24 protein-coding genes and 1 riboswitch are annotated in these 25,056 nt (G+C 35.0%); of the genes, 7 read left to right on the plus strand and 17 right to left on the minus strand.

Annotated features, from left to right (window positions below):
* Positions 1 to 151 precede the first annotated feature (151 nt).
* The gene (locus tag CD29_RS15015) at positions 152 to 1,363 is read right to left on the minus strand and encodes a sensor histidine kinase (protein WP_408056628.1); all 1,212 of its coding nucleotides are present in this window, start codon (positions 1,361 to 1,363) and stop codon (positions 152 to 154) included.
* A gap of 106 nt (positions 1,364 to 1,469) precedes the next feature.
* A complete protein-coding gene (locus CD29_RS15020; protein ID WP_036188615.1) occupies positions 1,470 to 2,198 on the minus strand; it encodes a response regulator transcription factor in 729 nt (242 codons plus the stop codon).
* Positions 2,199 to 2,478: 280 nt separating this feature from the next.
* Here CD29_RS15020 and CD29_RS15025 point away from each other — a divergent pair, with 280 nt between their 5' ends.
* Positions 2,479 to 3,465 carry a diaminopimelate dehydrogenase gene (locus CD29_RS15025; protein WP_036188618.1) on the plus strand — a complete coding sequence of 329 codons (987 nt, stop codon included), beginning with the start codon at positions 2,479 to 2,481 and terminating at the stop codon, positions 3,463 to 3,465.
* A 93-nt stretch (positions 3,466 to 3,558) separates the two neighbouring features.
* Here CD29_RS15025 and CD29_RS15030 read toward each other — a convergent pair whose 3' ends face one another.
* Positions 3,559 to 4,512, minus strand: a complete 954-nt coding sequence (locus CD29_RS15030) for a LysR family transcriptional regulator (protein WP_052124193.1) — start codon at positions 4,510 to 4,512, stop codon at positions 3,559 to 3,561.
* Positions 4,513 to 4,701: 189 nt separating this feature from the next.
* On the opposite strand from CD29_RS15030, the gene CD29_RS15035 reads away from it, so the two are divergent.
* From CD29_RS15035 to CD29_RS15050, 4 genes are all read left to right on the plus strand, one after another.
* Positions 4,702 to 5,916 carry a pyridoxal phosphate-dependent aminotransferase gene (locus CD29_RS15035; RefSeq protein ID WP_036188620.1) on the plus strand — a complete coding sequence of 405 codons (1,215 nt, stop codon included), beginning with the start codon at positions 4,702 to 4,704 and terminating at the stop codon, positions 5,914 to 5,916.
* On the plus strand, positions 5,913 to 6,353 hold the full coding sequence (locus CD29_RS15040) for a RidA family protein (protein WP_036188622.1): 441 nt from the start codon (positions 5,913 to 5,915) through the stop codon (positions 6,351 to 6,353). The genes CD29_RS15035 and CD29_RS15040 overlap by 4 nt, the downstream gene beginning before the upstream one ends.
* A gap of 157 nt (positions 6,354 to 6,510) precedes the next feature.
* Positions 6,511 to 7,794 (plus strand): dicarboxylate/amino acid:cation symporter, encoded by a 1,284-nt coding sequence (locus CD29_RS15045; RefSeq protein WP_081976287.1) that lies wholly within the window; start codon positions 6,511 to 6,513, stop codon positions 7,792 to 7,794.
* Between the two features lie 41 nt (positions 7,795 to 7,835).
* A complete protein-coding gene (locus CD29_RS15050; RefSeq protein WP_036188624.1) occupies positions 7,836 to 9,140 on the plus strand; it encodes an aminotransferase class V-fold PLP-dependent enzyme in 1,305 nt (434 codons plus the stop codon).
* 74 nt (positions 9,141 to 9,214) lie between these two features.
* On the opposite strand, the gene CD29_RS15055 is transcribed toward CD29_RS15050, so the two are convergent.
* The gene (locus CD29_RS15055) at positions 9,215 to 10,471 is read right to left on the minus strand and encodes a cation:dicarboxylate symporter family transporter (RefSeq protein ID WP_036188626.1); all 1,257 of its coding nucleotides are present in this window, start codon (positions 10,469 to 10,471) and stop codon (positions 9,215 to 9,217) included.
* Positions 10,472 to 10,602: 131 nt separating this feature from the next.
* Positions 10,603 to 10,751: riboswitch (cyclic di-AMP (ydaO/yuaA leader) on the minus strand.
* A 468-nt stretch (positions 10,752 to 11,219) separates the two neighbouring features.
* On the opposite strand from CD29_RS15055, the gene CD29_RS15060 reads away from it, so the two are divergent.
* Positions 11,220 to 12,473: an amidohydrolase family protein gene (locus CD29_RS15060; RefSeq protein ID WP_036188629.1), complete on the plus strand. Its 1,254-nt coding sequence runs from the start codon at positions 11,220 to 11,222 to the stop codon at positions 12,471 to 12,473.
* 61 nt (positions 12,474 to 12,534) lie between these two features.
* On the opposite strand, the gene CD29_RS20815 is transcribed toward CD29_RS15060, so the two are convergent.
* The 3 genes from CD29_RS20815 to CD29_RS15070 all read right to left on the minus strand — a co-directional run bounded on the left by CD29_RS20815 (position 12,535) and on the right by CD29_RS15070 (position 15,426).
* Entirely contained in the window at positions 12,535 to 12,663 is a 129-nt protein-coding gene (locus CD29_RS20815; protein WP_140422916.1) for an aldehyde dehydrogenase family protein, read from the minus strand.
* 4 nt (positions 12,664 to 12,667) lie between these two features.
* Entirely contained in the window at positions 12,668 to 13,756 is a 1,089-nt protein-coding gene (locus CD29_RS15065; protein ID WP_036188631.1) for a LysM peptidoglycan-binding domain-containing protein, read from the minus strand.
* 335 nt (positions 13,757 to 14,091) lie between these two features.
* On the minus strand, positions 14,092 to 15,426 hold the full coding sequence (locus CD29_RS15070; RefSeq protein WP_036188633.1) for an amidohydrolase family protein: 1,335 nt from the start codon (positions 15,424 to 15,426) through the stop codon (positions 14,092 to 14,094).
* Between the two features lie 124 nt (positions 15,427 to 15,550).
* On the opposite strand from CD29_RS15070, the gene CD29_RS15075 reads away from it, so the two are divergent.
* Complete coding sequence (locus CD29_RS15075) at positions 15,551 to 16,444, plus strand: helix-turn-helix domain-containing protein (protein ID WP_036188634.1); 894 nt, start codon at positions 15,551 to 15,553, stop codon at positions 16,442 to 16,444.
* Between the two features lie 175 nt (positions 16,445 to 16,619).
* Here the strand turns inward: CD29_RS15075 and CD29_RS15080 are convergent, their stop codons facing one another.
* From CD29_RS15080 to cobT, 10 genes are read right to left on the minus strand one after another with little or no spacing between them, the layout of a single operon-like run.
* Positions 16,620 to 17,441, minus strand: a complete 822-nt coding sequence (locus tag CD29_RS15080) for a cobalamin-binding protein (protein WP_036188638.1) — start codon at positions 17,439 to 17,441, stop codon at positions 16,620 to 16,622.
* 37 nt (positions 17,442 to 17,478) lie between these two features.
* The gene (locus CD29_RS15085) at positions 17,479 to 17,907 is read right to left on the minus strand and encodes a bifunctional adenosylcobinamide kinase/adenosylcobinamide-phosphate guanylyltransferase (protein WP_036188640.1); all 429 of its coding nucleotides are present in this window, start codon (positions 17,905 to 17,907) and stop codon (positions 17,479 to 17,481) included.
* Positions 17,862 to 18,497, minus strand: a complete 636-nt coding sequence (locus CD29_RS15090) for a histidine phosphatase family protein (RefSeq protein ID WP_036188643.1) — start codon at positions 18,495 to 18,497, stop codon at positions 17,862 to 17,864. The genes CD29_RS15085 and CD29_RS15090 overlap by 46 nt, the downstream gene beginning before the upstream one ends.
* Complete coding sequence (cobS, locus tag CD29_RS15095; RefSeq protein ID WP_036188706.1) at positions 18,449 to 19,207, minus strand: adenosylcobinamide-GDP ribazoletransferase; 759 nt, start codon at positions 19,205 to 19,207, stop codon at positions 18,449 to 18,451. The genes CD29_RS15090 and cobS overlap by 49 nt, the downstream gene beginning before the upstream one ends.
* Positions 19,204 to 19,758: a bifunctional adenosylcobinamide kinase/adenosylcobinamide-phosphate guanylyltransferase gene (locus tag CD29_RS15100; protein WP_036188646.1), complete on the minus strand. Its 555-nt coding sequence runs from the start codon at positions 19,756 to 19,758 to the stop codon at positions 19,204 to 19,206. The genes cobS and CD29_RS15100 overlap by 4 nt, the downstream gene beginning before the upstream one ends.
* Positions 19,755 to 20,840, minus strand: coding sequence for a threonine-phosphate decarboxylase CobD (gene cobD, locus CD29_RS15105; protein WP_036188649.1), 1,086 nt, complete (start codon positions 20,838 to 20,840; stop codon positions 19,755 to 19,757). The genes CD29_RS15100 and cobD overlap by 4 nt, the downstream gene beginning before the upstream one ends.
* 18 nt (positions 20,841 to 20,858) lie before the next feature.
* On the minus strand, positions 20,859 to 21,839 hold the full coding sequence (gene cbiB / locus CD29_RS15110; RefSeq protein ID WP_052124194.1) for an adenosylcobinamide-phosphate synthase CbiB: 981 nt from the start codon (positions 21,837 to 21,839) through the stop codon (positions 20,859 to 20,861).
* Positions 21,839 to 23,380 carry a cobyric acid synthase gene (locus CD29_RS15115; protein WP_036188652.1) on the minus strand — a complete coding sequence of 514 codons (1,542 nt, stop codon included), beginning with the start codon at positions 23,378 to 23,380 and terminating at the stop codon, positions 21,839 to 21,841. Before CD29_RS15115 ends, cbiB begins: the two co-directional genes overlap by 1 nt.
* A gap of 58 nt (positions 23,381 to 23,438) precedes the next feature.
* A complete protein-coding gene (locus CD29_RS15120; protein WP_036188655.1) occupies positions 23,439 to 23,990 on the minus strand; it encodes a cob(I)yrinic acid a,c-diamide adenosyltransferase in 552 nt (183 codons plus the stop codon).
* 18 nt (positions 23,991 to 24,008) lie between these two features.
* Positions 24,009 to 25,052 (minus strand): nicotinate-nucleotide--dimethylbenzimidazole phosphoribosyltransferase, encoded by a 1,044-nt coding sequence (gene cobT / locus CD29_RS15125; protein WP_036188657.1) that lies wholly within the window; start codon positions 25,050 to 25,052, stop codon positions 24,009 to 24,011.
* Between the last annotated feature and the right edge of the window lie 4 nt (positions 25,053 to 25,056).

A 25,056-nucleotide genomic window follows, 5' to 3' on the forward strand; every position in this document is an offset into this window, starting at 1 on the left:
CGAATTTTTATCCACATTTGTACCGTAGAACGCCTCTATGAGACATTTCATCAGGAAATCCCCGACTCTTGTGTTTCACAACTTTAGCAAAATTATTACCACAGCTCAAAAGTAAAGAGATGGCTCGAAAGTTAGTCTTTCAAGCCATCTCTTAAATCGGCAATTCAATGATAAAATTCGTGCTTCCGCGCGTTGGATTTGTATCCACATAAACGCGCCCATTATGTTTTTGAACAATCTTTCTCGTAATGGCTAAACCTAAACCAGTTCCACCATCATTCATTCTACTTTTGTCTCCTCTTACAAATGGTTCAAAAAGAGTTTCCGCAAGATCTTCACGAATCCCTGTACCATCATCACCAATTTCAATCACCAAAAGATCCTTTGATTCTTTCAAACTAATAAAGACATTCGTTTGTAATGGATTGTACTTAATCGTATTTTCTAAAATGTTTGAGATTGCCCTATAAAACAGTTTCTGGTCGAATGAATACACTATCCTTTTTGAAGGAATTTCAATATTTAGCTCCATTTCTTTCTCTGCAAACATTTCATAAAACTCGACAATAAGCTGCCTCAAAAATTCACATAGGTCTTGCTCTTGTTTATTAATTAGCGAATCTGGATTATCTAATTTTGAAAAGATGAACAATTCATCGATTAAATCAGTTACTCGTATCGACTTATCATAAATGTATTTTAGATAGCGTCTTCTCTGTTCTTCATCTTCTACAAAATTATCATATAGCGCTTTTGAATAGCCTTGAATCGTCGTCATAGGTGTTTTCAAATCATGAGACAAGTCTGCTAGCATTCTTTTTTTACTTTCTTCTAACCTTTCCTTCTCCTCGCTTTTAATCCGCAATTCTTCTGCCACTCTTTTTAAGTCTTCATTCAATTCTTTATATCTTAACGAAGCCTTCATAATAAAAGGAAGAATGGCTCCCCCAAATACAGGCGGTAAAAAACTAACAATTAAAATCAAATGGTCAGGAAAGACTGTCTGATAGATGAGGATTAAACTAAATATGGCATAACTACCACATAGCCAATACAACCATTTCCACTGCAGACGTGTCATTAGATACGAAAAAACAAACACGATATATAAATATAATGGATCATAAAAATAAGAAAGAACAAGCGTAATTACAAGCTCAACTACAACGAAAAGAATTAAAAACTTCGAACTCCAAAATATTTGTCGATAGACAATAACAAAAATTAATAATAACAATAGCCCCGGATAAAGAGTTTCTGTAGGTTCTCGTAACATAAAGAACAGTGGTATACACATATTCGCTAGATAAATATATGGAAAAATTCCTTCTTCCTTTGGAAATACTTGATTAAATTTGTTCAAATTCATCCCCTCAATGTTTGGCCTATTAATGATAGAATAATAGATCTATCTTAAATTTATCTTAACTCCACCTTATGTTTTTCTTATTGAGTCCTTTAAAATTGGCCTAAACCTTAGAATTCTGTTTTTCAAACTTATAACCAAGTCCCCTAACCGTTTTAATATATAGAGGCTTTTTCGGATTCACTTCGATTTTTTCCCTTATCTTTGAAATATGTACGTTAATGGTATTGTCTTCTTCACCACCAATATAATAATCATCCCAAGCATTTTCGAAAATCTGCTGCTTTGTATAGACTCTTCCTGGTGTGCTCATCAGCAAGTTAAGTATTTTATATTCAATTTTCGTCAGTTGAATAACATGACCATTGCGAATAATAGAAAATGTCGCTTCATCAAGCGTTAAATCACCAACAACCTTTTTTACTGTTTCGGGCTCTATTGAATTCGAATTCTCAATGCTTGAAAAATTATAGCTTCGTCTCATTAAAGCTTGAACTCGCGCTACTACCTCAAGAGGATCAAAAGGTTTTTGAATATAATCATCTGCACCAATTTCAAGACCAAAGATTTTGTCCTGATTTTCTTGCTTTGCTGAAATTATTATTATTGGGATGTGCATTGATTCTCTTACTTTTTTTATAAGCTGATAACCATCTATAATCGGCATCATCAAGTCCACGAGCATTAAATCAATACTTCCTTTTGAAATATGCATAAGCGCATCCATACCATCCTTTGCTTGGATAATATTGAAGCCTACCTTCTCTAAATAAAGACTGAGCAATTCCGCAATTTCTGGCTGGTCATCAACGATTAAAATATTCTTTTTCAACGGACCCCTCTCCCCTTTTTGTGTAACTTAATTCAATGAAGTATTTTCTAGTAGTATATCAATGATAGACATTACAGAGTAGATAATTTTTCCAATTTTCATTTAATTACTGAAAGTAGAATTATTACAAATTCAAACTATTAACACAATATTGTTGTGCGAGGTTATTATAAAGGTATAATATTGTAATGGAATGGCTCTTTTTAATCAATAAGCAGTAGCTTAATTTATGATTCATTTCTTAACTAAACAATTCGTTCAAGTATAAGGAGACGCTGATATGAGTAAAAAGATTAAACTAGGAATCGTCGGATATGGTAATTTAGGAAAAGGTGCCATTGAAGCGATAAAACAAACGCCTGATATGGAATTAGTGGCAGTTTTCACAAGAAGAGACCCTAAAAATTTAAATATTAACGAACCAAATGTAAAAACACTTCAAATTCAAGAAGCTAGTGATTATAAAAATGAAATTGACGTTATGATACTATGTGGTGGATCAGCTACTGATTTACCTGAACAAACACCATACTTCGCAAGTATGTTTAATACGGTTGATAGTTATGATACACATGCGAAAATTCCAGAGTTTTACGAGTCTGTTAATGAAGCAGCAACAAAAAATAATACGACTGCAATTATTTCAGTTGGTTGGGACCCAGGTCTATTCTCCATTAACCGTGTATTAGCAGATGCTATTTTACCAAATGGAGAAAACTATACGTTCTGGGGCAAAGGGTTAAGCCAAGGGCACTCAGATGCAGTTCGCCGTGTCGAAGGGGTTAAAAATGGAGTTCAATATACAATTCCATCTGAATCTGCAGTGGACAAGGTACGCAGCGGTGAAAACCCTGAACTTACAACAGCAGACAAACATAGTCGTGTTTGTTATATTGTAGCTGAAGAAGGCGCTGACAAAGCGAAAATTGAAAAAGAGATTAAAACAATGCCAAACTACTTCGCTGATTATGATACTGAAGTACACTTTATCACAGAAGAAGAATTAAAACGCGATCACTCGAAAGCGCCACATGGTGGATTTGTAATTCGCGGGGGAAATACAGGAGCTGGTAATAAACAAATTTACGAGTTCTCTCTAAAACTAGACAGCAATCCAGAATTTACAGCGAGTGTGCTAGTAGCTTACGCCAGAGCAGCATATCGTTTAAATCAGGAAAAACAATACGGAGCTAAGTCTGTATTCGATGTGGCACCTGGCCATATTTCTCCACGCACTAGAGAGGAACTTAGAAGAGATTATTTATAAGTCATTAAATTCTTAAAATAAAAATTTCATTATTAAAGCTATCCCCCACCTTTAATGTAAAGGAGGGGGATAGCTAGTCTCTTTATTTTAATATTAAATTCCTACAGGCTTATGTTTGTATAAAAAGTTTATAAAATCAGTACCTACATTTGAAAGTGGTCGGGATTTATTGTAATACAACAATATATTCCGAACAGAATTTACATCATCAATCTTGTAAAAGTATAATTTATTTGTTTTTTCTATATATCGCGTTATGCCAGCACGGACAAATGAAATTCCCTTTCCATTACAAGCAAGATAATAGGAAGTCAATAACTGGTCAAGGTACATTGATACTTTAGGAGTGAAACCGGCCATTCTACACATTTTCAAACCTCTTTTATAAGAATCATTCCCCTTCTTCATTAGTAAGAAATTCTCGTTTTTAAATTCACTCAGACTTACTCTTGGATACATTTCACTCATAAATTTACCGCTTTTTACTTCCTCAAAAGTTAATCGATAGTTCTTTAATTTATTGTTAATCTCATAATGCGTTGGGACAGCCAATACAATTTGTTCTTCTGCCCATACAAAAGAACCGAAAATTTTAGGATCCCTTTGTTCAACATCTATAATAATATCAAATATACCTGATCGTAGATTTTTCATTAGATCATCCGCATTTGCCTCCATTAGATTGACTGTATAATCGGGAAATTCTCTCTTAAACTCTTGAACTATAGTTGGTAAAGTATATGCACAAAAGAAAGAAGATCCACCTACATTAATTGTTTTATTATTATTGTTAAGAAAACTATTAAAATAACCCTTCATATCTTTTTCAATTTCCATTACTTTTTCAATACATTCGATATAATATTCACCAGCTTTTGTTAGTTTCACAGGATTACTACTTCGATCAAAAATTGGTAGCCCTATTTTTTCTTCTACTTTTTTAACTGCCGCACTTAATGCCGGTTGTGAAATATATAGTTCTTCAGCCGCTTTAGAAAAACTTCTATTTAAATAAACCGCATAAACATACCCCATATTTTTCAGCAAAATATCCCCTCTTTTCACTTACTTATAACTAAACGCTTATACTTATATAAACTTTTTGGTATTTGAGCAATCAATTATTATTACTTATTATTATAGCTACAGAAGAAAATTGGGGCAAAATGTAAGTGCTTTCTTTTCAATTAGAGTTGCACGAATTAGATTCCCAGTTTAAGAAAGGATGGAATAAGAATGTCTTTAATTGTCGAAAAATTCAAAAAACTAGGCGCTGAAAATGCTCCTGGTCAAGAGACTCGTCAAAGCACATCCAATATAGAACTACGGGGAGAAGAAATTCCTGGCACTCCCGTTGATTTCTCACATGGTGATGTAGATGCTTTTGAGCCAATCCCTGGATCATTAGATGTATTTGTTGAAGGTGTTCATATTGGTGGTAAACAAGCTTATACAGAGTATCGAGGAAGTCAAAATATTCGAGAGGATGTTGCTCAAAAACTTTCAAATTTTACGGGGTCTTCCATTGACTATGATAAAAACTTGATTATTACACCTGGAACACAGGGTGCATTATTCCTTGCAATGGGATCAATGATTGCAAGAGGTGACAAAGTCGCCATTGTAGCACCAGACTATTTTGCTAATAGAAAGCTTGTTGAATTTTTCGACGGTGAAGTTGTTCCTATTCAAATGGATTATTTCAATACAAACACATGTTGTGGACTGGACTTAACTCAGCTAGAGGATGCTTTTAAATCTGGCGTAAAGCTCTTTTTATTCTCAAATCCAAATAATCCAACAGGTGTAATCTACTCCCAAGAGGAGATTCGAACAATTTCTGAACTTGCGCATCAATATGGAGCTCAAATAATTGTCGATCAACTCTATTCACGTCAACTTTTCGATGGACATTCTTATACTCATCTATGTGCACAGAATATTATGGATCCTGAAAATGTTATTACGATTATGGGACCTTCTAAAACCGAATCCCTTAGTGGATACAGATTAGGTGTTGCATTTGGTTCCTCCAACATTATAGACCGTATGGAAAAGTTACAAGCAATAGTTTCACTTCGTGCAGGTGGTTATAACCAAGCTGTACTGAAAACTTGGTTTAACGAGCCTGAAGGATGGATGGCGGGACGAATAAAAGATCATCAAGCAATCCGAGACGACTTGCTATCAAAATTTAATGCTGTAGAAGGCTTTAAAGTAAGAGCATCAGAAGCTGGAAGTTATATTTTCCCTAAAGTTCCAGAGTTAGATGTTTCAATTATTGATTTCGTAAAAATCCTTCGATTGCAAGCAGGGGTTACAGTAACACCTGGTACTGAATTTGGATCACAATTTACTGATAGTTTCCGCATTAACTTCTCACAAGATCATAAAGCAGCGATTGATGCAGTTGAGCGAATTATTAAAGTAACGGAGTTATATAGAAAATGAAACCAATAGATGAATTAAATAACCCAATTCCACAGGGAAATTATTCCCCTGCTTCACGTTATAAAGACATTATCTATACCGCTGGGATGACACCTCGCAAAAATGGGGTTCTTATACAAACTGGAAAAGTTAGTGCTACTCAGCCAATTAATTATTATGAAGATGCAGTTATTCAGGCTGTTTCTAATGCATTAACAGCGGCAAAAAATACTCTATCAAAAGGAGAAACACTAGCACAAATACTAGCAATGACAGTCTACATTAATGCTGAAGAAAATTTTACTGCACACTCTAAGATAGCTGACTATGCTTCACAATTCCTTTACAGTGAATTGGGCAATGCAGGAATAGGAAGTAGGGCTGCTATAGGTGTTGCTTCTCTACCAGGAAATGCACCAGTTGAAATACAGTTGGTTGCTGTAGTTACTTCATCATAGATTTTCGCTTTAGGGGTAAGCGATTTTCAAATATCATTCCATAGTTTTTAACAGATATAAAGATTATAAAATTTGTGTTCACTAGTAAATGCTGCTCTGTTTTTGTACACCAAGATAGATAGGTAAATAATTTATTAGAACAAGGGGGAAATTTTATATGAAATGGTGGTTTACAAGACAGCTATATGTCCAAATTTTTATATGTGTAATTATCGGTATTGCTATTGGATTAATCTTTGGCGAAAATGCCTCAGTGTTAAAACCTATTGGGGATATTTTCCTTAGACTTCTTCAATTTTTAGTAGTTCCATTAACAATCTTTTGTTTAATTGCGGGAATTACAAAAATGGAAGATTTAAAGTCTTTTAGAACAGTGGGCGGAAAAATAGGTATCTATTTCGTAATTACTGGTCTTATAGCTACATTAATCGGGGTAGTAGTATCACTAATTATTGGACCTGGTAAAGGTACAATCGGTTTACTGGATTCAAGTGAACAAGTTGATCAAGTCGAATTTAGCTTTATCACTCAAATTGTTGAATGGTTCCCAACAAACATCGTCAATGCAATGGCTACAACTAATATGCTTCAAATAATTATTGCTTCTATTATTATCGGTATCGGTTTACTAGCATTAGGTGACAAAGCATCTGGTTTAAGAAAGTTAGTTAATGAAGGCTCAGATTTAATGATCAAGATCACTGAAGGATTAATGTACTTTGCTCCTTATGGGATTTTAGCATTAGTTGCAAAAATGACAGGTACTTTAGGTACTGATTTATTAGCCCAAGTTGGATTATTTATTTTATCTGATTATATTTCATTACTAATTGTATTATTTATTGTTTATCCACTAATTTTAAAATTATTTGCACGTAAAAACGCATTTGGTTTTTATAAAAAAGTCTCACCTGCCATGCTAGTTGCAGCAAGTACAACTTCAAGTAATGCTACTCTGCCTGTTTCTATGAACGTAGCAAAGAATAATTTAGGTATTCCAGAAAAACTTTATGGGTTTACTTTACCACTTGGGGCTACAGTAAATATGGATGGTATGGCCGTGGCTTTAGGGGTAATATCAGTCTTTGCATTTAATTTATATGGTGTTGAAATTACATTTGCTTCAATATTCCAATTTGTATTCCTTGGACTAGCACTTTCTATCGGTGCTGCGGGAGTAAAAGGTGCAGGAGTTGTCATGTCAACTGTATTGTTATCTACTGTAGGCTTACCACTTACACTAGTTCCGATATTAGCAGCAATCTGGCCAATTATTGATATCGGTCACACAACAACAAATATTACTGGTGATTTAGTAGGTACTACAATGGTTGCATCTCAAATGGATATGATTGATGAAACTATTTATCAACAAACAAATCAACCAACTGCAGTACACGTTGAAACGGAAAATAAAGTTTTAGAGAAAGTTGGAAAGTAATGGCTTCTTATTTTCCAAATAGACCTTAAGGGGGATAAAAAATGAGTAATATCCATACTGGAGTGCTTTTCGATTCTCAGTTACAAAATGAAATAAAAGATAAGTTTTATCAGGTTGACCAAGATCATTTAGGAAGAAAAAGACTGTTCTTTGAAAATTCTGGTGGATCTCTACGATTAAAATCTGCAGTTGAAGCTAAAGAACGTTTTGAGAAAATTCCTGATTGTCCAGATCGAAATAACGAGACATCTAAATTGCTACAAAAGGTTAAAGAAGAAGGAATTCGTGATATAATACAAATCATTTTCGGCGCTAAGTCTGGCGCACTAGTAACTGAGTTAACGGCGTCACAGGTAATGTTTCAAATAACACAAGCTATTGTTGAAAATGTACCCGGTACAAACGTAGTCACAACTTCTATTGAGCATCCTTCTGCATATGATTCAGCAAAATACTATGCAGATAAAACAGGAAAAGAATTTCGAGTAGCAATGGCTAATCCTAAAACAGGTGGCGTTGATACTGAAGAAATCATTAAACTCATAGATGAAAATACGTGCTTACTAAGCGTAATAAGTGCATCAAATATTTCAGGTAACGTTTTAAATATTGAAGAAATAGTAACGGAAGCTAGAAAAATTAAACCTGATTTATACATTATTTCAGATGCAGTTCAACATGTGCCTCATGGCGTTATAGATGTTGATAAACTTCAACTTGATGGGGTGAATTTTGCTCCATACAAAGGCTTTGGTGTAAGAGGTTGCGGTTATGGATATATCTCAGATCGTGTTGCTAAACTCCCACATCATAAATTATTAGCAAAACCTGAAAATGAATGGGAGCTAGGCTCATTCCCAGCTTCAAACTTTGCCGCAATTAGTGCAGTGGTAGATTATGTATGTTGGATTGGAGAACAGTTTATAGATTCTGACGATAGACGTACTTTATATGTTGAAGGAATGAATCGTATACACCTTCACGAAAGAGCGTTACTACACCATTTGTTAGAGGGAACAAAAGATATACCTGGATTACGTTATATTAATGGTGTGAATGTATTGTTAGATTCAGAGAATTTACAAGATCGAGATTTGATTTCAGCCATTAGTATTGACGGCATCGGTTTCACCCATGCAGTTGAACAATACTATAAACGTGGTGTAACAGTATTCGAACGAGTAAATACTAGTATATACTCAAAGCGAATTGTAGAATCATTAGGTTTAGTTGGTGCTATCCGAGTATCACCACTACACTGTCATGATACAAAAGATATCGATGAATTTTTAAAGATTACATCTCAATTAGTGGAAGAAATAACTAAACACTCAGTAAATGTTTAACAGTCTTCTATTGCTTCTCTAAAAAATAAAATAAAAACCTTCAACTAATCGTTGAAGGTTTTTCTATATGTTTATTATGCTTTTTGAGCGTTATCCACTTCTTGAGGATTGAACTCGCCTTCCCATTTAGCTACAACAAGTGCTGCTAAAGAGTTACCTACCACGTTAACCGCAGTACGTCCCATGTCAAGGATACGGTCAATACCTACGATGAACATTAAGCCTTCTGCTGGTAATCCCATTGTACCGAATGTTGCAAGTAATACAACGAAGGATACTCCAGGAACTCCTGCCATACCTTTAGAAGTAACCATTAAGACTACCATTAACATAATTTGTTGACCAATACTTAAGTGAATGCCGTACATTTGGGCAACAAACATCGCAGCAATCGCTTGGTATAATACAGATCCATCTAAGTTAAATGAATAGCCTGTTGGAATTACAAAACTTGAAATGTGCTTTGGTACTCCGATTTGTTGAGTCTTGTCCATAATTCTCGGTAAAACGGTTTCAGAACTTGATGTAGAGAATGCAAGAATTAATTCCTCTTTAATTACTTTAAGTAATTTAAAGATGCTGTATCCAATCAATTTAGCTGTAATACCAAAAATAACAAGTACAAAGAAAATCATAGTTCCATATACAGTGAGCGCTAATTTCCCTAGTGGAATTAGTGAAGCAAATCCATATTTAGAAATTGTTACACCAATTAATGCAAATACACCAATAGGAGCGTACTTCATAAATAGGTTCGTAATCCAGAACATTGCACCTGCTAAACCTTCAAAAAACTGTAATGCAACTTTCCCTTTTTCTCCAATTGCAGCAATCCCTAAACCAATTACAACTGCAAAGAAGATAATTGCTAACATATCACCTTGAACCATTGCTTGGAATGGATTAGTAGGTACGATATGTAGAAGTGTATCTACGATGGATTTTCCTTCTTGTTGCTCACTCGTATCAACGTACTTAGAAATATCCGTTTGTTCTAATTCATTCATATTTAGACCAGTTCCAGGATGGAATAGATTAGCTGAAACTAGACCTATAACAATAGCAACACCTGTCATACCAATAAAGTATGCTAATGATTTACCACCTAATTTACCTACTGCTTTTAAATCGCCAACACCGGCAATAGCTACAACAATACTAGAAAGTACAATTGGTACTACAATTAGTTTAATTAATCGTAGGAACAAGTCACCGAATGGTTGTAAGAAACTTTGAGCTTGCTCACTGCCATAGAAAATTCCACCGACAGCGATACCTAAAACTAGACCAATAAAAATTTGAGTTGCCAAACTTAACTTAAATTTTTTCATAAAAATTACCCCACCTTCTAAAATTTTTTTGCAAGTAAATGCAGGTAAGGGAAACAAGTAGATGAATGAAATCTATTAATATAATGAACACAAATTTATGGCTTGTACCATTGACTAAATAATCCTCTCATACTGTTTCCTCTAAACGCTTACGAGGTTAGCTTTCAGGTTAGGACTTTGGAAACGAAAAGCCCCTTCTTTTCAGAACTCACCTATAACGGAAAATACCGTAAAAAAATTGGGTCCCCCGTTCTAAAAATAGATTAAGCGAAAAAAATGTATAGATAAATATTATCACCCTAATACTATTTATGTAAATACTTTTTTGTTTCCAGTTTTCTTTAATATAGAATTTCCGTATAATATTATTTATTCCCAATTATCCGAAAGTTGATAGATTTGAAGCTATTTAAACGCTTATTTTTAAGCGTTTATTTATTTAACATCAATCTCAGCGCGGTAAAAAAATCGCACTAAAACTTATTTCAATAAAATATTTTCTGCAACTTCCTATTTATTATTCATTATTTAGATATATCAAATAATTCTAATTAATTTGTATTTTCCATTCTATTCTAGAGAATTATTACTGTGTCTTCTTTACATCCAATTGCATCAGTAAGTGTTATAATTGTTAGTAATGTGAAACAAATGTTTATTAATGTACTTACTTATGTTGGCATCACTTATTGGCAACATTTAATAATAAACATTTATAATTAATTTTTTTGCAAGGAGTTAGGGAAGTATGAAGAAATTTATTAATGCGAATATATATGGTGTCCCAGGTTCGCAAGAATTTTTAGTGGAAAACAATCAATTCAAAGCAATTGGTAATAATTTAGATGACGCTGATGAAGTAATTGATTTAGAAGGACGATTAGTTTTACCTCCATATGTTGATCCTCATCTTCATTTAGATTATATTTTTTCCGGACTTGGCGAAGGAAATGCAAATGTTTCTGGAACTTTATTTGAAGGAATTCAACGTTGGAGTGATAATAAAAAATCATTAACGGAAGAATTAGTACGAGATCGTGCTATTAAAGGAATTCAAAAAGAAGTGAGTAAAGGTGTTCAATTTATTCGCACGCATGTAGATATAACTGACCCGAATTTAACTGGAATGAAAGCTTTAATTAAACTTCGTGAAGAGTTGAAAGATATCGTAACACTTCAACTAGTAGCCTTTCCTCAAGAAGGATTCTTTAGATATAAAGGTGCAGAACAGTTAATGGAAGAAGCCTTAAAGATGGGAGCAGACGTAGCGGGAGGAATACCTCATTTTGAAATTTCCTATGAACATGGGGTTGAGTCATTAAGAAGAATTGTTGATATGGCGATAAAATATGACGTCATGATTGACATTCATTGTGACGAAAACGACGATCCAAATAGTCGATTTTTAGAAGTATTAAATGCCCTTGTGATGGAAAAAGATTATGGCGAATATACAACAGCAAGTCATACAACAAGCTTCGGCTCTGTGGAAAATAGCTACGCCAATAAAATGATGGGGCTATTTAGAGAATCAAAAATCAACTTCATTTCTTGTCCAACTGAAAATGCACACTTACAAGGACGTGGAGACACATATCCAAAACGTCGTGGTTTAACTCGTGTTAAAGAGCTACTTAGTAACGGAAATAACGTTGCCTTTGCACAAGATTCTATTGCGGATTACTGGTATCCATTAGGAAATGGAAATATGATGAATATTTTAGATAATGGTATTCATTTAGCACATTATACTCACATCGAGGAAATCAATAAAGCGCTCGATCTGATAACAATTAACGGTGCAAACATTATGAGGGTAAATGACCAATATGGAATTGAAGCTGGAAAACCAGCGAACTTTATCGTATTAGATGCAAAAGATGCTTATGAAGCAATTCGTGAACGTGCAGAAGTACTTGCATCGGTTCGAAATGGAGAATATCTGTTTAAGCGGGAGCCACGAAGAAATGAGATTGAGATTGATTTCTTAAAACAATCATAGAGTCTAATTACTAATAAAAACACTCACCAATATTATTATATTTGTGAGTGTTTTATCATATTTAAATTAATTCCAGGACTTCTTCTTCTGTATCAAAAGGAATAATAGTTACTACTGGTCTGAAAATTTCCTCGTAGCAAATTCGAAATTTCGAATCATCATGAACATAAATTGTTGACTCTAAAATTATATTTCTATGGTTTCATTTCCCACCATTTTAAATAACTATAAGGGTTTATTGAGTTTCCTTGCGGATCATACATTCCGAAGTGTAAATGGGCCGGGAACTTACCGTTTGTACCTTGCTCTCCATATCCAGTATCTCCTGTAAAGCCAATAAGCTGTCCCGCACTTACCCACTGTCCAATATTTAAACCTTCAGGGTATCCCATGAGATGAGCATAATAGAAGGTATATCCATTTGGTGCCTTAATTGTTATACGATATCCACCGTAAGTATTCCAACCTAACTTCACTATGGTCCCTTCTATTGCTGAAAAGACAGGAATCCATTTTTCTGTCATAATATCAATACCTTCGTGGGATCTTGATTTTCCATCTGACGAAAAATCTCTACCTGCTCCATAACTATTACCGTAAGGTTGATAAGTTTCTTTTGCCAAAGGAAAAATCCCGTCTGCAAAAAGATTTGGCGGTTGTACAGATGGTTGTAAAGGTATTGTCAATTTTTGACCAGGAACGACTATATCAGATGTCAATTTATTTGTTGCAATTAAATCATTTACGGTACTTTCGGTTTTATGCGCAATTTCCCAAATAGAGTCTCCTGGTTTAACGATATAAATAGGGTTTTTTGTATGGAGATGTTGGCCAGGTATGATTACATCTGAATCTAAAGAATTCCATACTTTTAAATCTGGAACAGTTACATTGAATTTCCTAGATATCTTCCATAAAGTATCATCAGCTTTTACACGATAATGTTTTTCCTTGTTTACTGGTTTTGCTAATCCATAAACGTCTAATACACTAATCATATTTAGACTTTTCTTATTATCAAATCGAATGGCTTTGTTTAAAGTGTGCGATTGTCCGTTTTTTAGCGCTTTAGCAGAATATGGTGTTAAAACGATTACCTCATCTTTTTCTCGGACTAATTTGATATTTTTTCCTTCTAATATGACTTTATAACCCATTGGTTCGAATGCACTTCTAATAGACACTTCATGGGCTCCTGCGTGTGCATCGAAAGGCGTGAATAAACAAATCATTAATGTAAGTACAAGCAAGCATATAATATTTCTATTTCTATTCCAGATCATTCAACTTCGCTCCCTTCGGAAATTAGTATGATTAACTAAGGGATTAAGTACTCATTAATTTGGAGATTTTTTTATATACCTGTTTATGGAACAATCAACTCATTCCGCTGTTATATTAATGTAGTATTATTAAATATTTCTATACCATTGTGCTTTGTGGAAGACAATTAACAACAATTTAAAAACACCTACTTAATAATGTAAGTAAGCGTTAAATAAATACTTTGATATTAGTATTTCTACTATAAAAATTTTTGATGAGACTCATCACAGTCTTAAAAAATGATGCATCGTCGATTGTCGTTCCTGCGTATTTGCATTCGTAAATTCAATACTTAATCTATACTTGCTGCTTCCCACTCCTCAATAAAAGCTTGTATTGATTTATTCACTTCTTCTTCACTTGGAACACTACATAATATTTCGTCTTGCTTATATAATTTTCCGCCCTTAACGATGAAATCGATATCCTGTGTGTGTTTAATATTTTCTAAAGGATTCTTGCTTAATATGACTAGGTCTGCAATTTTCCCTTCTTTGATTGATCCAATATCATTTAGATTAATAGACTTAGCCGCATTCACTGTTGCTGCTTGTAGAGCCTCCATTTCTGTAAAACCAATCTCCACAAATATTTCCAGTTCTCTGTGTAATGCCATCCCAGGGTACGTAAACATTAAAGCTGGTGTATCGGTACCAGCAACGACCGTTCCACCCATATCATAGTAGGTCTTGGCAACGGCTTTCGTTAAGTTGTTTATAATAGCAGTCCTTGACTTTATAGAATCTACATACTCTGTATTTTTTTCCCACTCCTGCATAAGGTAACTTATACTGTCAATTGACTCAATTACATAATTTTTTGGAGACCAAATTTCAGGATATTTCATAGATTGATCGAAAACTACCATTGTTGGGCAAAGTTTTACATTATAGGCTAGCATTTTTTCACAAAGCTCTTTTATTTTCGCTTGATCTGGGTGATCCCAATCGATATGACCCCATTCCTTTTGATCTACCAGTGGATTCCAGCCTTTGTACATCTCTTGTGCAAAACCCGATATATGTTCAATCCAATTTACCCCTAACTCAGCTGCATCTAATATAGTTAACTCTTTTGAATTCATTAAATCACAAGCAACTTCTAAGTTGTACTTCTTCGCCTCGTCTACAGCTGCTGCCATAACCTCTCTTTTGATCCATCCATACAATTTAACAAACTTTGCTCCAGCGTCAACTTGTCTACGAACTTCTTTCCTTGCTTCTTCTGGATCATCTGTAACGAAATTCCCATAACTAGTTGGACCCCATTGACCAGGTGTTCCATCAATCATTCTATCTGATGCGTACACTCTTGGTGTTGGTCCATGATCTGGTTTTTCAATCAAGTTGGAAAGTAAGTTGACATTACCTGCAGCATTCCGTACCGTCGTTACCCCTGATGCAACAAAGTGGGGTGCGTATCTCTCATTAATGTGACAATGCATATCTATTAAACCCGGAATAATATATTTTCCATTTGCATCAACTGTCACTATAGCCAATGGTAACTCATCATTCTGTTTTATTATTCTTTTAATCTTACTTCCTTCTATCTCAATTGACCCAATAAAAGATACTCCACTCTCAACATCAATAATCGTTCCATTTTTGATTAATAATTTTTCCATTTTATTTCCTCCTTTATGACATCACATATATTTCTTTTTCTGATTTTATTGTATATTGATTAAAACAATAGGTACTCAAAATTGTCATATAGTGGAATGTTATCTTTTCTTGGGGGGTATGTAAGTGTCACTGGAATACGGTAAAACGCTAAGAATGATACGACAACAAAAAGGGATAACCTTAAAGAAGCTAGCCGATGACATCTGTTCTGTTTCTTTTTTATCAAAGTTTGAACGAGGGGATTCTGATATAACTCTTGGTCTCATGACAAGATTATTAGAAAAGTTAATGATGAGTTTCGATGAGTTCTTATACATACATCACGATTTTCAGCCTGACAAACTGGAGCAATTTTTTCAAACAGCACGTGCTGCCTATTTTAATAGGGATGTAATTCAACTTAAGCAGCTAAAAGATAAAGCATTTAATAAGTGGAAGCGATATGGTGTAGATACTTACCTTTATAACGCACTATTAATTGAAGTATATGAAAGTATAGTAGATAAACAATATACAGGGGAAAGATTAGAGGATTATGATATTCACCTTCTTTCCGATTATTTATTTGGTGTAGAGGTATGGGGTTATTATGAATTATCACTGTATAATGGAACATTACTATTACTTGATCCAGATTTGGTCATAATGTTATCTAGAACCGCTTATGAGAAAAGTGCACGTTTTAGAAACTATAAAAAGGTAAATGATGCAATTACAGCTGTGCTTTTTAACACCATTATATTTTTGCTTGGTCCTGTGAATCGATTTCACGAAGAATTTACATTTCAAAAGGAATTTAGTGAGTTTATATCGTATCTTGAGACGATTGCCATTCCTGAAAGTAACTTAATTGAAAGGGTCCATTTATTAGAGCTAAAGGGAGCTTATGATATTAGAACTGGAAATAAAAAAGAAGGTATCTCTAAAATAAGACAAGCTATTCAATTATTAAATAATCTAAACTCTACAAAGATGGCTAATAATATCGAGCAATACCTTTTGCAAATTATAGAATAAAAATACTCCCTCTAGATAAACAGATTTTGTTTTTTAATCTGTCTACAACAGAGGGGAGTATATCACTTATGATGATGGGAATTTTTATTTTCTGTACTCTTTTATTAAGATGGGGGAGCCTAATTTGTTTTAGGATAGTAATAGATTTGTAGAAAAGATAATATTTTTCACAATATTATTCTTCTTCCAGTAAAAACTCATTATTTTTTGAGAGTGGTGAAAAAATAGTTGGGTGAAGAATATTTGCTAGTTTATTTAAACCGAGTAATAATCTTGGTGATGGTCTACAATACAATGATTCTTCTAGAATGTAAAGTTCATTGTTTTTAATTGCATTTATTTTTTCCGACTGCGGGCGATTTAGAATAACTTTTGGATTAACCCTTTCCTTTTGAACTCCAACCCAAGCAATGCACATCACATCTGGATTTCTTTTTTTTACTTCCTCCCAATCTGTTTGAACACTCGCTTGTTCTTTATCCCGAAATACATTGATACCACCAGATAGCTCACTCAATTCTGTTAACCAATTAGTAGCACCAGGAGTAAAAATAGGTTTTGCCCACCATTCCCAGTAAATCGTTTTAGGGTGATCGATTTGCTTTGATAACTTATGATAGTTTTCAAGAATCAACGTGTATTTTTCATACAACCGTTGTGCTTTTTCTTCCGAATTCGTCACTTTACCAACGAATAATAGACTTTCTCCAATCTCTGTTAATGTCTGAGGGTTAGGTACGATAGTATATGGTATGTTTCTCTTTTTCAGCTCGTCGATGTTTCGTTCCATTCCTGGTACAGAGAGCGAAGCTAACACTAAGTCTGGCTCTAGCTTTTCGACTTTGTCCATATCAATATTCAAATCAGGACCTAACCTTGGTAATGCTTGAACATCACTTGGCCAATCTGAGAAATTATCTACACCTATTAACGAAGAAGTCAATCCTAAGTAAGCTACTAATTCTGTATTACTTGGACATATCGATATTAATTTCATATACAAACCCCTTTTCATTAGTTTGAATACAGTAAATTTATTTTAGTCTCCTTGATAAGCCATTCCATACATATTCTACTTGGACTGCAAATTGAGCAGCATCCTGTGCAATCCATCCAGCAATATCTCTTAGCCTCCTGTCATCCTTGTCGATTGGTACAATTCCCTTTCCAATATCTAACATAATAAGAACGACTCTGTTATTTCTTTTTTCTTCTTCCTCAATCAGTATTTGAAAAAGGGCTTTGAATTCTTTTCGAATGTCGTCATTGTTCTCAATCTTCTTAAGACAAGAAGCAATCCATTGTTCCCATCCCTCTAACACTAATGTTGTCCCTTCCAACCACTCTGTTCTCCAATCTTCTACCATATCTCCCTCATAAGCAGATACCCAGCTGAAAGTTCTGTTTCTTTCCCTTACTATTTTTCTTTTTCCTGAAAAGGCACCACCGATAACGAGTTGCATACCCATTCCCCCTTTTGTCTGACCAAAGTTAAATGAATACCATGTCCGTGTGGGACAGAAAGATCCCAAAAATCTGTTGAAGATACAAAACTCGAGACTAAATAGCGAATCACTCCACCATGGGTCATAATTAGAAATGTCTCTTTACCATTTTGGATCGATTGAATGGATTGATGTAATAAGTCTTGAATAAATGAGTCTATTCTAGCTTTGAATGTATCGGCTGACTCTCCATTTGGTATAGAATGCTCCTCCCAATTATTGAGCCAATCTTGATAAGTCCGGTCGTCCTTAAGCTCGTTATAAGTTTTTCCTTCCCAGTCTCCAAAATTAATTTCTCTTAATCTTGTGTCTACTGAATGCTGTGATGGAATATTCATATAAGCTAAAGTTTCACGGCACCGTCGCAAATCACTCGTAAAGACTTGGTCAAAACTAATTTCCATCAACTCTTTTTGAAGCTTATTTAGCTGAGTTAGCTCGCTAATTAATACTCCTCGATCAGTGTGCCCTAAGTACCTTTTTTCCTTATTCCAATCTGTTATACAATGACGAACGAGAAATAAATCCACGTAATGGCTAGTCCCCATAATTCGCCTCCTTCAATCGCTGTACCTAATAAATCTCCATTTGTACCTTTAAACGTACGGAACACCCAAGCTCCAAATAATCCAATAAATAAAATATATCCAGGTAAAAAATACAAAAAGTCATTAAAGAAAAATAAAAGTGCTAGTACTGGAATCATCGCGTACAAACAATCATAACGGTTCACATTTTTCTTCCATTCCCATGCCAACCCTTGTTGTTTTGCAGTCGGTAGAAAAATCATTAAAACAACCGCACCTAAACGAGAAAAGCACAAAATGAGAATAAAGAAATAGATTGGAATCCCTGACTCTAGTAAAAAATAAATCAATAATATTTTCCAAGCTAATAAAAATAGTAAAGCAATAATTCCAAAGCTTCCGACATGGGAGTCTTTCATAATCTCCCATTTTCTTTCAAGGGAAGCATTTGAACCTACTGCATCTGCTACATCCATCCATCCATCTAGGTGGAGACCTCCAGTAATCCACACCCATAAGGAAATAATAAGTAAGGTCATGATAGGTAAAGGAAGGGATGATTCTAGTAACATGTAAATAATAGTGATGATGAAGCCTAGAACTGCGCCGACAAGCGGATAACTTCTTATTGCCCATCTACTAGTATATTTGTTCCAAGGGCATTGAAAGGGAACGGGAATTCGTGTTAGAAATTGAACAGCAAGTAAAAAGCCATATACTGCTTGCTTCACAACCATTTAACCCCCTTCCAATATGTTGGAATTCCTGCCTGAACCTCAACAACAATTTCTGATTGCTCAATAATCGCTTGATGTAGTTGCTGTAAGTAGTACATATATGTAATTACAGAATCATGAGGATTTGGAATCCCTACATTTACATCATTAGAAACAATTATGAGGTGAAAGTGTTTTTTACGTGCTAAGTTTAAACAGGTGGAAATTACACTTTCTAATTTTTCCAAACTATAATTCAAATCAAAAATGACATTACTTACCCATATTGTTAAACAGTCTAGTAGAATAACATCACACTTTTTGCAATTTGAAAGAATATGTTCGATGTCAAAGGGCTCTTCAATTGTTTTCCACGTATGTCTTCTATCTTGCTGGTGAATTCGAATTCGATCTACCATTTCATCATCGCTTTTTTTAGCAGTAGCAATGTAATAAAGTGAGCTACTTTCTTTTTCCCTCACTGATTTGTTATATAAGGAAAGAGCAGTTTGCTCAGCGAAAGAACTTTTACCAGATCTTACACCTCCAGAAATAAATAGAATCATGATTCATTTCTCCAATTCTGAAGAACCGCTATCAACCGCTCATTTTCTTCTTTTGCCCTAATGGCAATACGTAAAAATTCACCATTTAGTCCTTTAAAATTATGAGTATGACGTGTTAAGATTCCGTGCTCTAATAAAAAATAAAAAAGTTCTTCAGTTCGCTTTGGATGCTTCTTATCTCGCAAAAGATAAAAGTTTACTTGTGTAGGAGATATATAGAAATCCAATTCTGCTAGGATTCCATGTACAGACTCTGATTGTTCACTAAGCCAAGCTCTAGTATTTTCAAGAAAAGAGCCATCTTCTAGTAGTTTTGGAATAACAGCATCTACTAATGAGTTAACGCTCCATGGAATTTGTTCGTTTTTTAATACGTTTATAATGGTAGGTTGAGCCAGTATATATCCAATTCTTAGCCCAGGGATCGTATATAATTTTGTTAACGAACGCAGTAATATTAAATTTGGATACGAAGCTAACCAAGTTGAAAGACTAGGAATGGAGGTCGGTAGAAAATCGACAAAAGCTTCATCTACCACTATATAAGTCTCCGTTTTTTTTCCTTCTTCTAAATATAACTGCAAATCTTCTTCAGCGATCACCGTTCCAGTTGGATTATTCGGGCGACAAAGGAAGATAACATCATTTTCCTTTATCTTTTCTTTAATTACTGAGGTTGGTAAATTAAAACTATTTTCTTGTTCATAAAAAATATCTTCCACATCAATATCGTAGTGTTTACACGCTCGTTCATACTCCGAGAAGGTAGGGTGAACAATTACCGCTTTCTTATTTTCAAAATATTTTGCTACCAAAAAAATTGCCTCGGCTCCCCCATTCGTTAGTAGAACATTATCTTGTTCTACCCCTTCATGATCGGCTATCGATAGGATGCTTTTTGAATAAGAAGGGTCTGGATAACGAGTAATCTTCTCATAATGCTCGTCTAATGTAGCCTTTAACCAAGAAGGAGGACCTAAAGGGTTTAAATTTGCACTAAAATCAAGCAATTCCCTATCCATTTTAATATTGAAGAGTTGTTTTAATTTTTCTGGCTGTCCACCATGATTTGGCCAATTCATCATTTCACCTCGTTTAAACTACCTACACAAAAGGAGGATACATACCTCTATCACCAAAAATACAATCCATCCTCCATGCATATATATAATTGTCTTTTTTATATCTGAACGTACTAATTCTCTTAATGGATCTCCAAGGTATGCCCTTTTTGATTTTTTTCCTCTATAATAATTAACTCCACCTAACTGAATTCCCATTAAGCCAGCAATCATAGATTCTGACCACCCGCTATTTGGACTTGGGTGTTTCCGCGCATCTCTCCATGTTACTCTCCATCCATTCTTCTTCTTAGAGCCTTTAATTACAAAGGATGCAAGCCACATCGAAAGTGCTGTTATTCTTGCAGGAACCCAATTTACGATATCATCAAGTCTCGCAGAGGCCCACCCAAATTCAATATATTTATCATTTTTATACCCAACCATGGAATCAAGCGTATTAATGGCTCGGTACACCATCGCGAGCGGTGCTCCACCTATCATTGCCCAAAATAATGGTGCTGTTATGCCATCGACTGTATTCTCTGCAACAGTCTCCACCGTTCCTCTAACGATTTCACTTTCTGGTAAGTTTGCTGTATCACGACCTACAATCATACTAAGCATTCGTCTAGCTTCGATCAAATTGCCATTCGTTAGTGGAGATAAGACATTATTAGCAGCAGACGATAGACCTTTCGCTGCAATAGTCGTTGAAATTAAATAGATTTGAACGATCGTACCAACAACAGGGTGGATATGATACACGATATAGAGGAGAGATACTGTTAGGAGGAATACTGTTAAAACAACTGTTACGGTAAGACCAATTCCCTTTCCTTTTCTATACTTTCCTTTATTCCATCTCTTCTCCAAAAATGAGATTATCTTTCCCATTTGTACGACTGGATGTGGGATCCACTTAGGTTCTCCTATCCACAAATCTAATAGAATTGCAGCAACTAAGATCGTACATGAAATTAAAACTGGATCATATATTACCCCCCCACTAAACAGCATTATTTTTTATCCTTTTCTTTCGTTTCATTATGTTTAATCTCTACTTTTTGGAAATCGGTAAGTAATTTATGAATTCGTTCTATTTGAATATTTTCTCGAACCACCTTGGCTAATAATTCAAAGCTTGCTTCCCTTTTTTGGGCAAAAGATGCGCGATTACGAATCGGCTCTAACCCTTTTTTAAACCTTATCTCATTAAGTAAGATCTCTCGTAATAAGTCATTATGGAAAATTCCATGTAAGTAAGTTCCAAAAATTTGCTTGTCTCTCGTCATTGCCCCTTCATTTCGACCAGGAAGCTGAATAAAATGGCTACACTCATCTTCAAAGTAAGATTCACCCATATGAATCTCGTACCCCGAAACTGGGATGTTTTCTTCCCCGAATCTTGCTATTCCTTTTGAGTGAACAGTTGTTTTAGTTGGAGTCATCTTAGTCTTCAAGGGAATAAGCCGTAATCCTTCAACCTTCATATGTACTGATTCAATCTGGTAATTATCCTCAATACTATTCCCTAACATTTGGTATCCACCGCATATACCAACTATTACCATCTCTTTCTGTACTAAGTCCATAATTCTATTTGCAAGTCCTGAACTGTGTAGAAACATCATATCTTCAATCGTATTTTTACTACCAGGTAAAATGAGTAAATCAGGAGCACCTAAATCATTTACACTATTTACAAAACGAACGTGACAATCAGGTTCCTCAAAAAAAGGATCTATATCGGTAAAATTAGAAATTAACGGGAGACGTATTACAGCAATATCAAGTTCCTTCGAGGCATCTAGTTTAGAAGTGTATTGGTTTAACACAACTGAGTCCTCTGCTTCAATTATTAAATTGTCGATATAAGGAACAACACCTAAAATCGGAACGCCAGTATATTCTTCAAACCAATTTAACCCTGGCTCTAATAATGATACATCTCCTCTAAATTTGTTAATGATAACACCAATCACTCTTTTTCGGTCCTCAGGTTCTAGAAGTTGTAAGGTTCCAACTAAACTGGCAAAAACCCCACCTTTTTCTATATCTCCGACTAAAATCACTGGTGCATTTGCAATGTTTGCGACCCTCATGTTTACAAGTTCACGGTCATTTAAGTTAACTTCCGCAGGACTCCCTGCCCCTTCAATGACAATACGTTCATAACTAGCAGACAATCTGTCATAAGAGTCTCTAATTATTTTTAAGCCTTGCTGAAAAAAATCTTCTCGATATTCTCCTGCCTTCATGTTTTTAAAGGGCTCACCATGTACAACGATTTGTGATTGGTAGTTTCCTGTTGGCTTAATCAGAATTGGGTTCATGTCTGTTGTCGCAATAATACCTGCTGCTTCAGCTTGAACTCCTTGAGCACGGCCGATTTCTTTCCCATCAATCGTGATATAAGAGTTTAAAGACATATTTTGTGATTTAAAAGGAGCTGTTTTAAAACCATCCTGGACAAATATACGGCATAAAGCTGTAACAATGGCACTTTTTCCAGCATCTGAATGAGTACCTTGAATCATTAAAGGAACTGCTTTTCTCATTACGCATTAACTCCTTATTTCTTAACTTGGGGCGTATCAGTCTACTATTTTGACTACATTAAAACTCTATCCCTTTTACAGCCGGAATGCCCTCATCGTAGTAATGTTTTTCTGAGTCAATTACCGAAACTAGGTCCGCTACATCTTTAATTTCCTGTTTCGCATTTCTTCCAGTAATAACTAGGTGCACATGTGTTGGCTTTTTATTAATTAAATCCATTACTTCGTTTAGTGGTAAAACATCGTCGATGGGAAAGGTATCAATTGAAAGTGCATTGTTCAACTCATCTAAGATAACTAAATCGTACTCCCCACTCATAACAGCGTCCCTAGCTTGTGGCCATCCGATTCTTAGTGCTTCTCTATGTTCTTCTGGGGTTTTCGTCCATGTAAATCCAATACCAAGCTGAATCATCTCAACCCCTAACTTTTGCAAAGCAATTTGTTCTCCATAGGAACGCTGGGGTGATTTTATAAACTGAAATATCTTTACGCTTAACCCTCTTCCTACCGCTCTCAGTGCTAGTCCTACAGCAGCTGTTGTTTTCCCTTTTCCATCACCCGAATACACAAGTGTTAATCCTTTTTTATTTTCATTTTCTTGTTCCATGGTTTACCTCCATAATAGTTAGTTTTTACCAGATATTCCTGCAGAATCAAAAGTGGCCATTTCCTTTAGCATCAATGTAGCTGATTGTATAATCGGATAGGTAATAGCTGCTCCAGTTCCTTCACCTAATCTAAGATCTAAATCAATAATCGGTTTCTTCCCTAATAAAGTAAGGGCTATTCTATGTCCTGGTTCAACTGATTGGTGTGTAGCAACCATATAATCAAAGGCATTAGAAGAAATCTCCTTTGCGAGCAATGCTGCGACTGTACAAATAAACCCATCAATAAGAATTGGTACTCTATTGCTAGCAGCAGCAAGCATTGCTCCTGCCATCCCGGCGATTTCAAGCCCCCCTACCTTGGCGATGATATCTATAGGATCATGCGGATTTGGATTACGTTTTTGAAGTGACTGTTCTATAACCTTTATTTTATGTAACAAGCCTTCCTGCGAAATACCAGTTCCAAAACCAACTAATGAAGACACATCACTATTACTAAGAACAGCTAAAATTGCACTACTCGAAGTCGTATTTCCAATCCCCATCTCCCCAAGTATGAGCGACTTGGCTCCTTTTTTGATCATATCGCAGCCTTGTTCATAACCTACCTCAATTGCTCTTTCGGCTTCTTCACGGGTCATCGCATCCTCTAAGTAAAAATTGGCAGTGCCATAACGTATCTTTCTATTTATTAAACTCTTATGTTCAATATCACTCGCAACCCCAATGTCGATGATGTTGATGTATGAACCTATTTGTTTACCAAAGACATTAATTCCTGCCCCTCCATTTAGAAAGTTGTAAACCATTTGCTCGGTCACGGCTTGCGGGTAGGCTGAAACACCTTCTTCAGTTATGCCATGATCCGCAGCAAAAACAAGAATACCTGCTGGCGCTATACTTGGAAATGCTTCATTTTTCATTTCAGCTAATTCAATTGCTAGTTCCTCTAATCTACCTAGACTTCCAAGTGGCTTTGCCAATCTATTAATATATTCATATACTTGTTTCCCCATTTCCTTATTTGCATTTGGAATGGAATAGTTTTTCTTTATCATGAGA

This window comes from Ureibacillus manganicus DSM 26584 (assembly GCF_000772945.1).
GTDB classification, from domain to species: domain Bacteria; phylum Bacillota; class Bacilli; order Bacillales_A; family Planococcaceae; genus Ureibacillus; species Ureibacillus manganicus.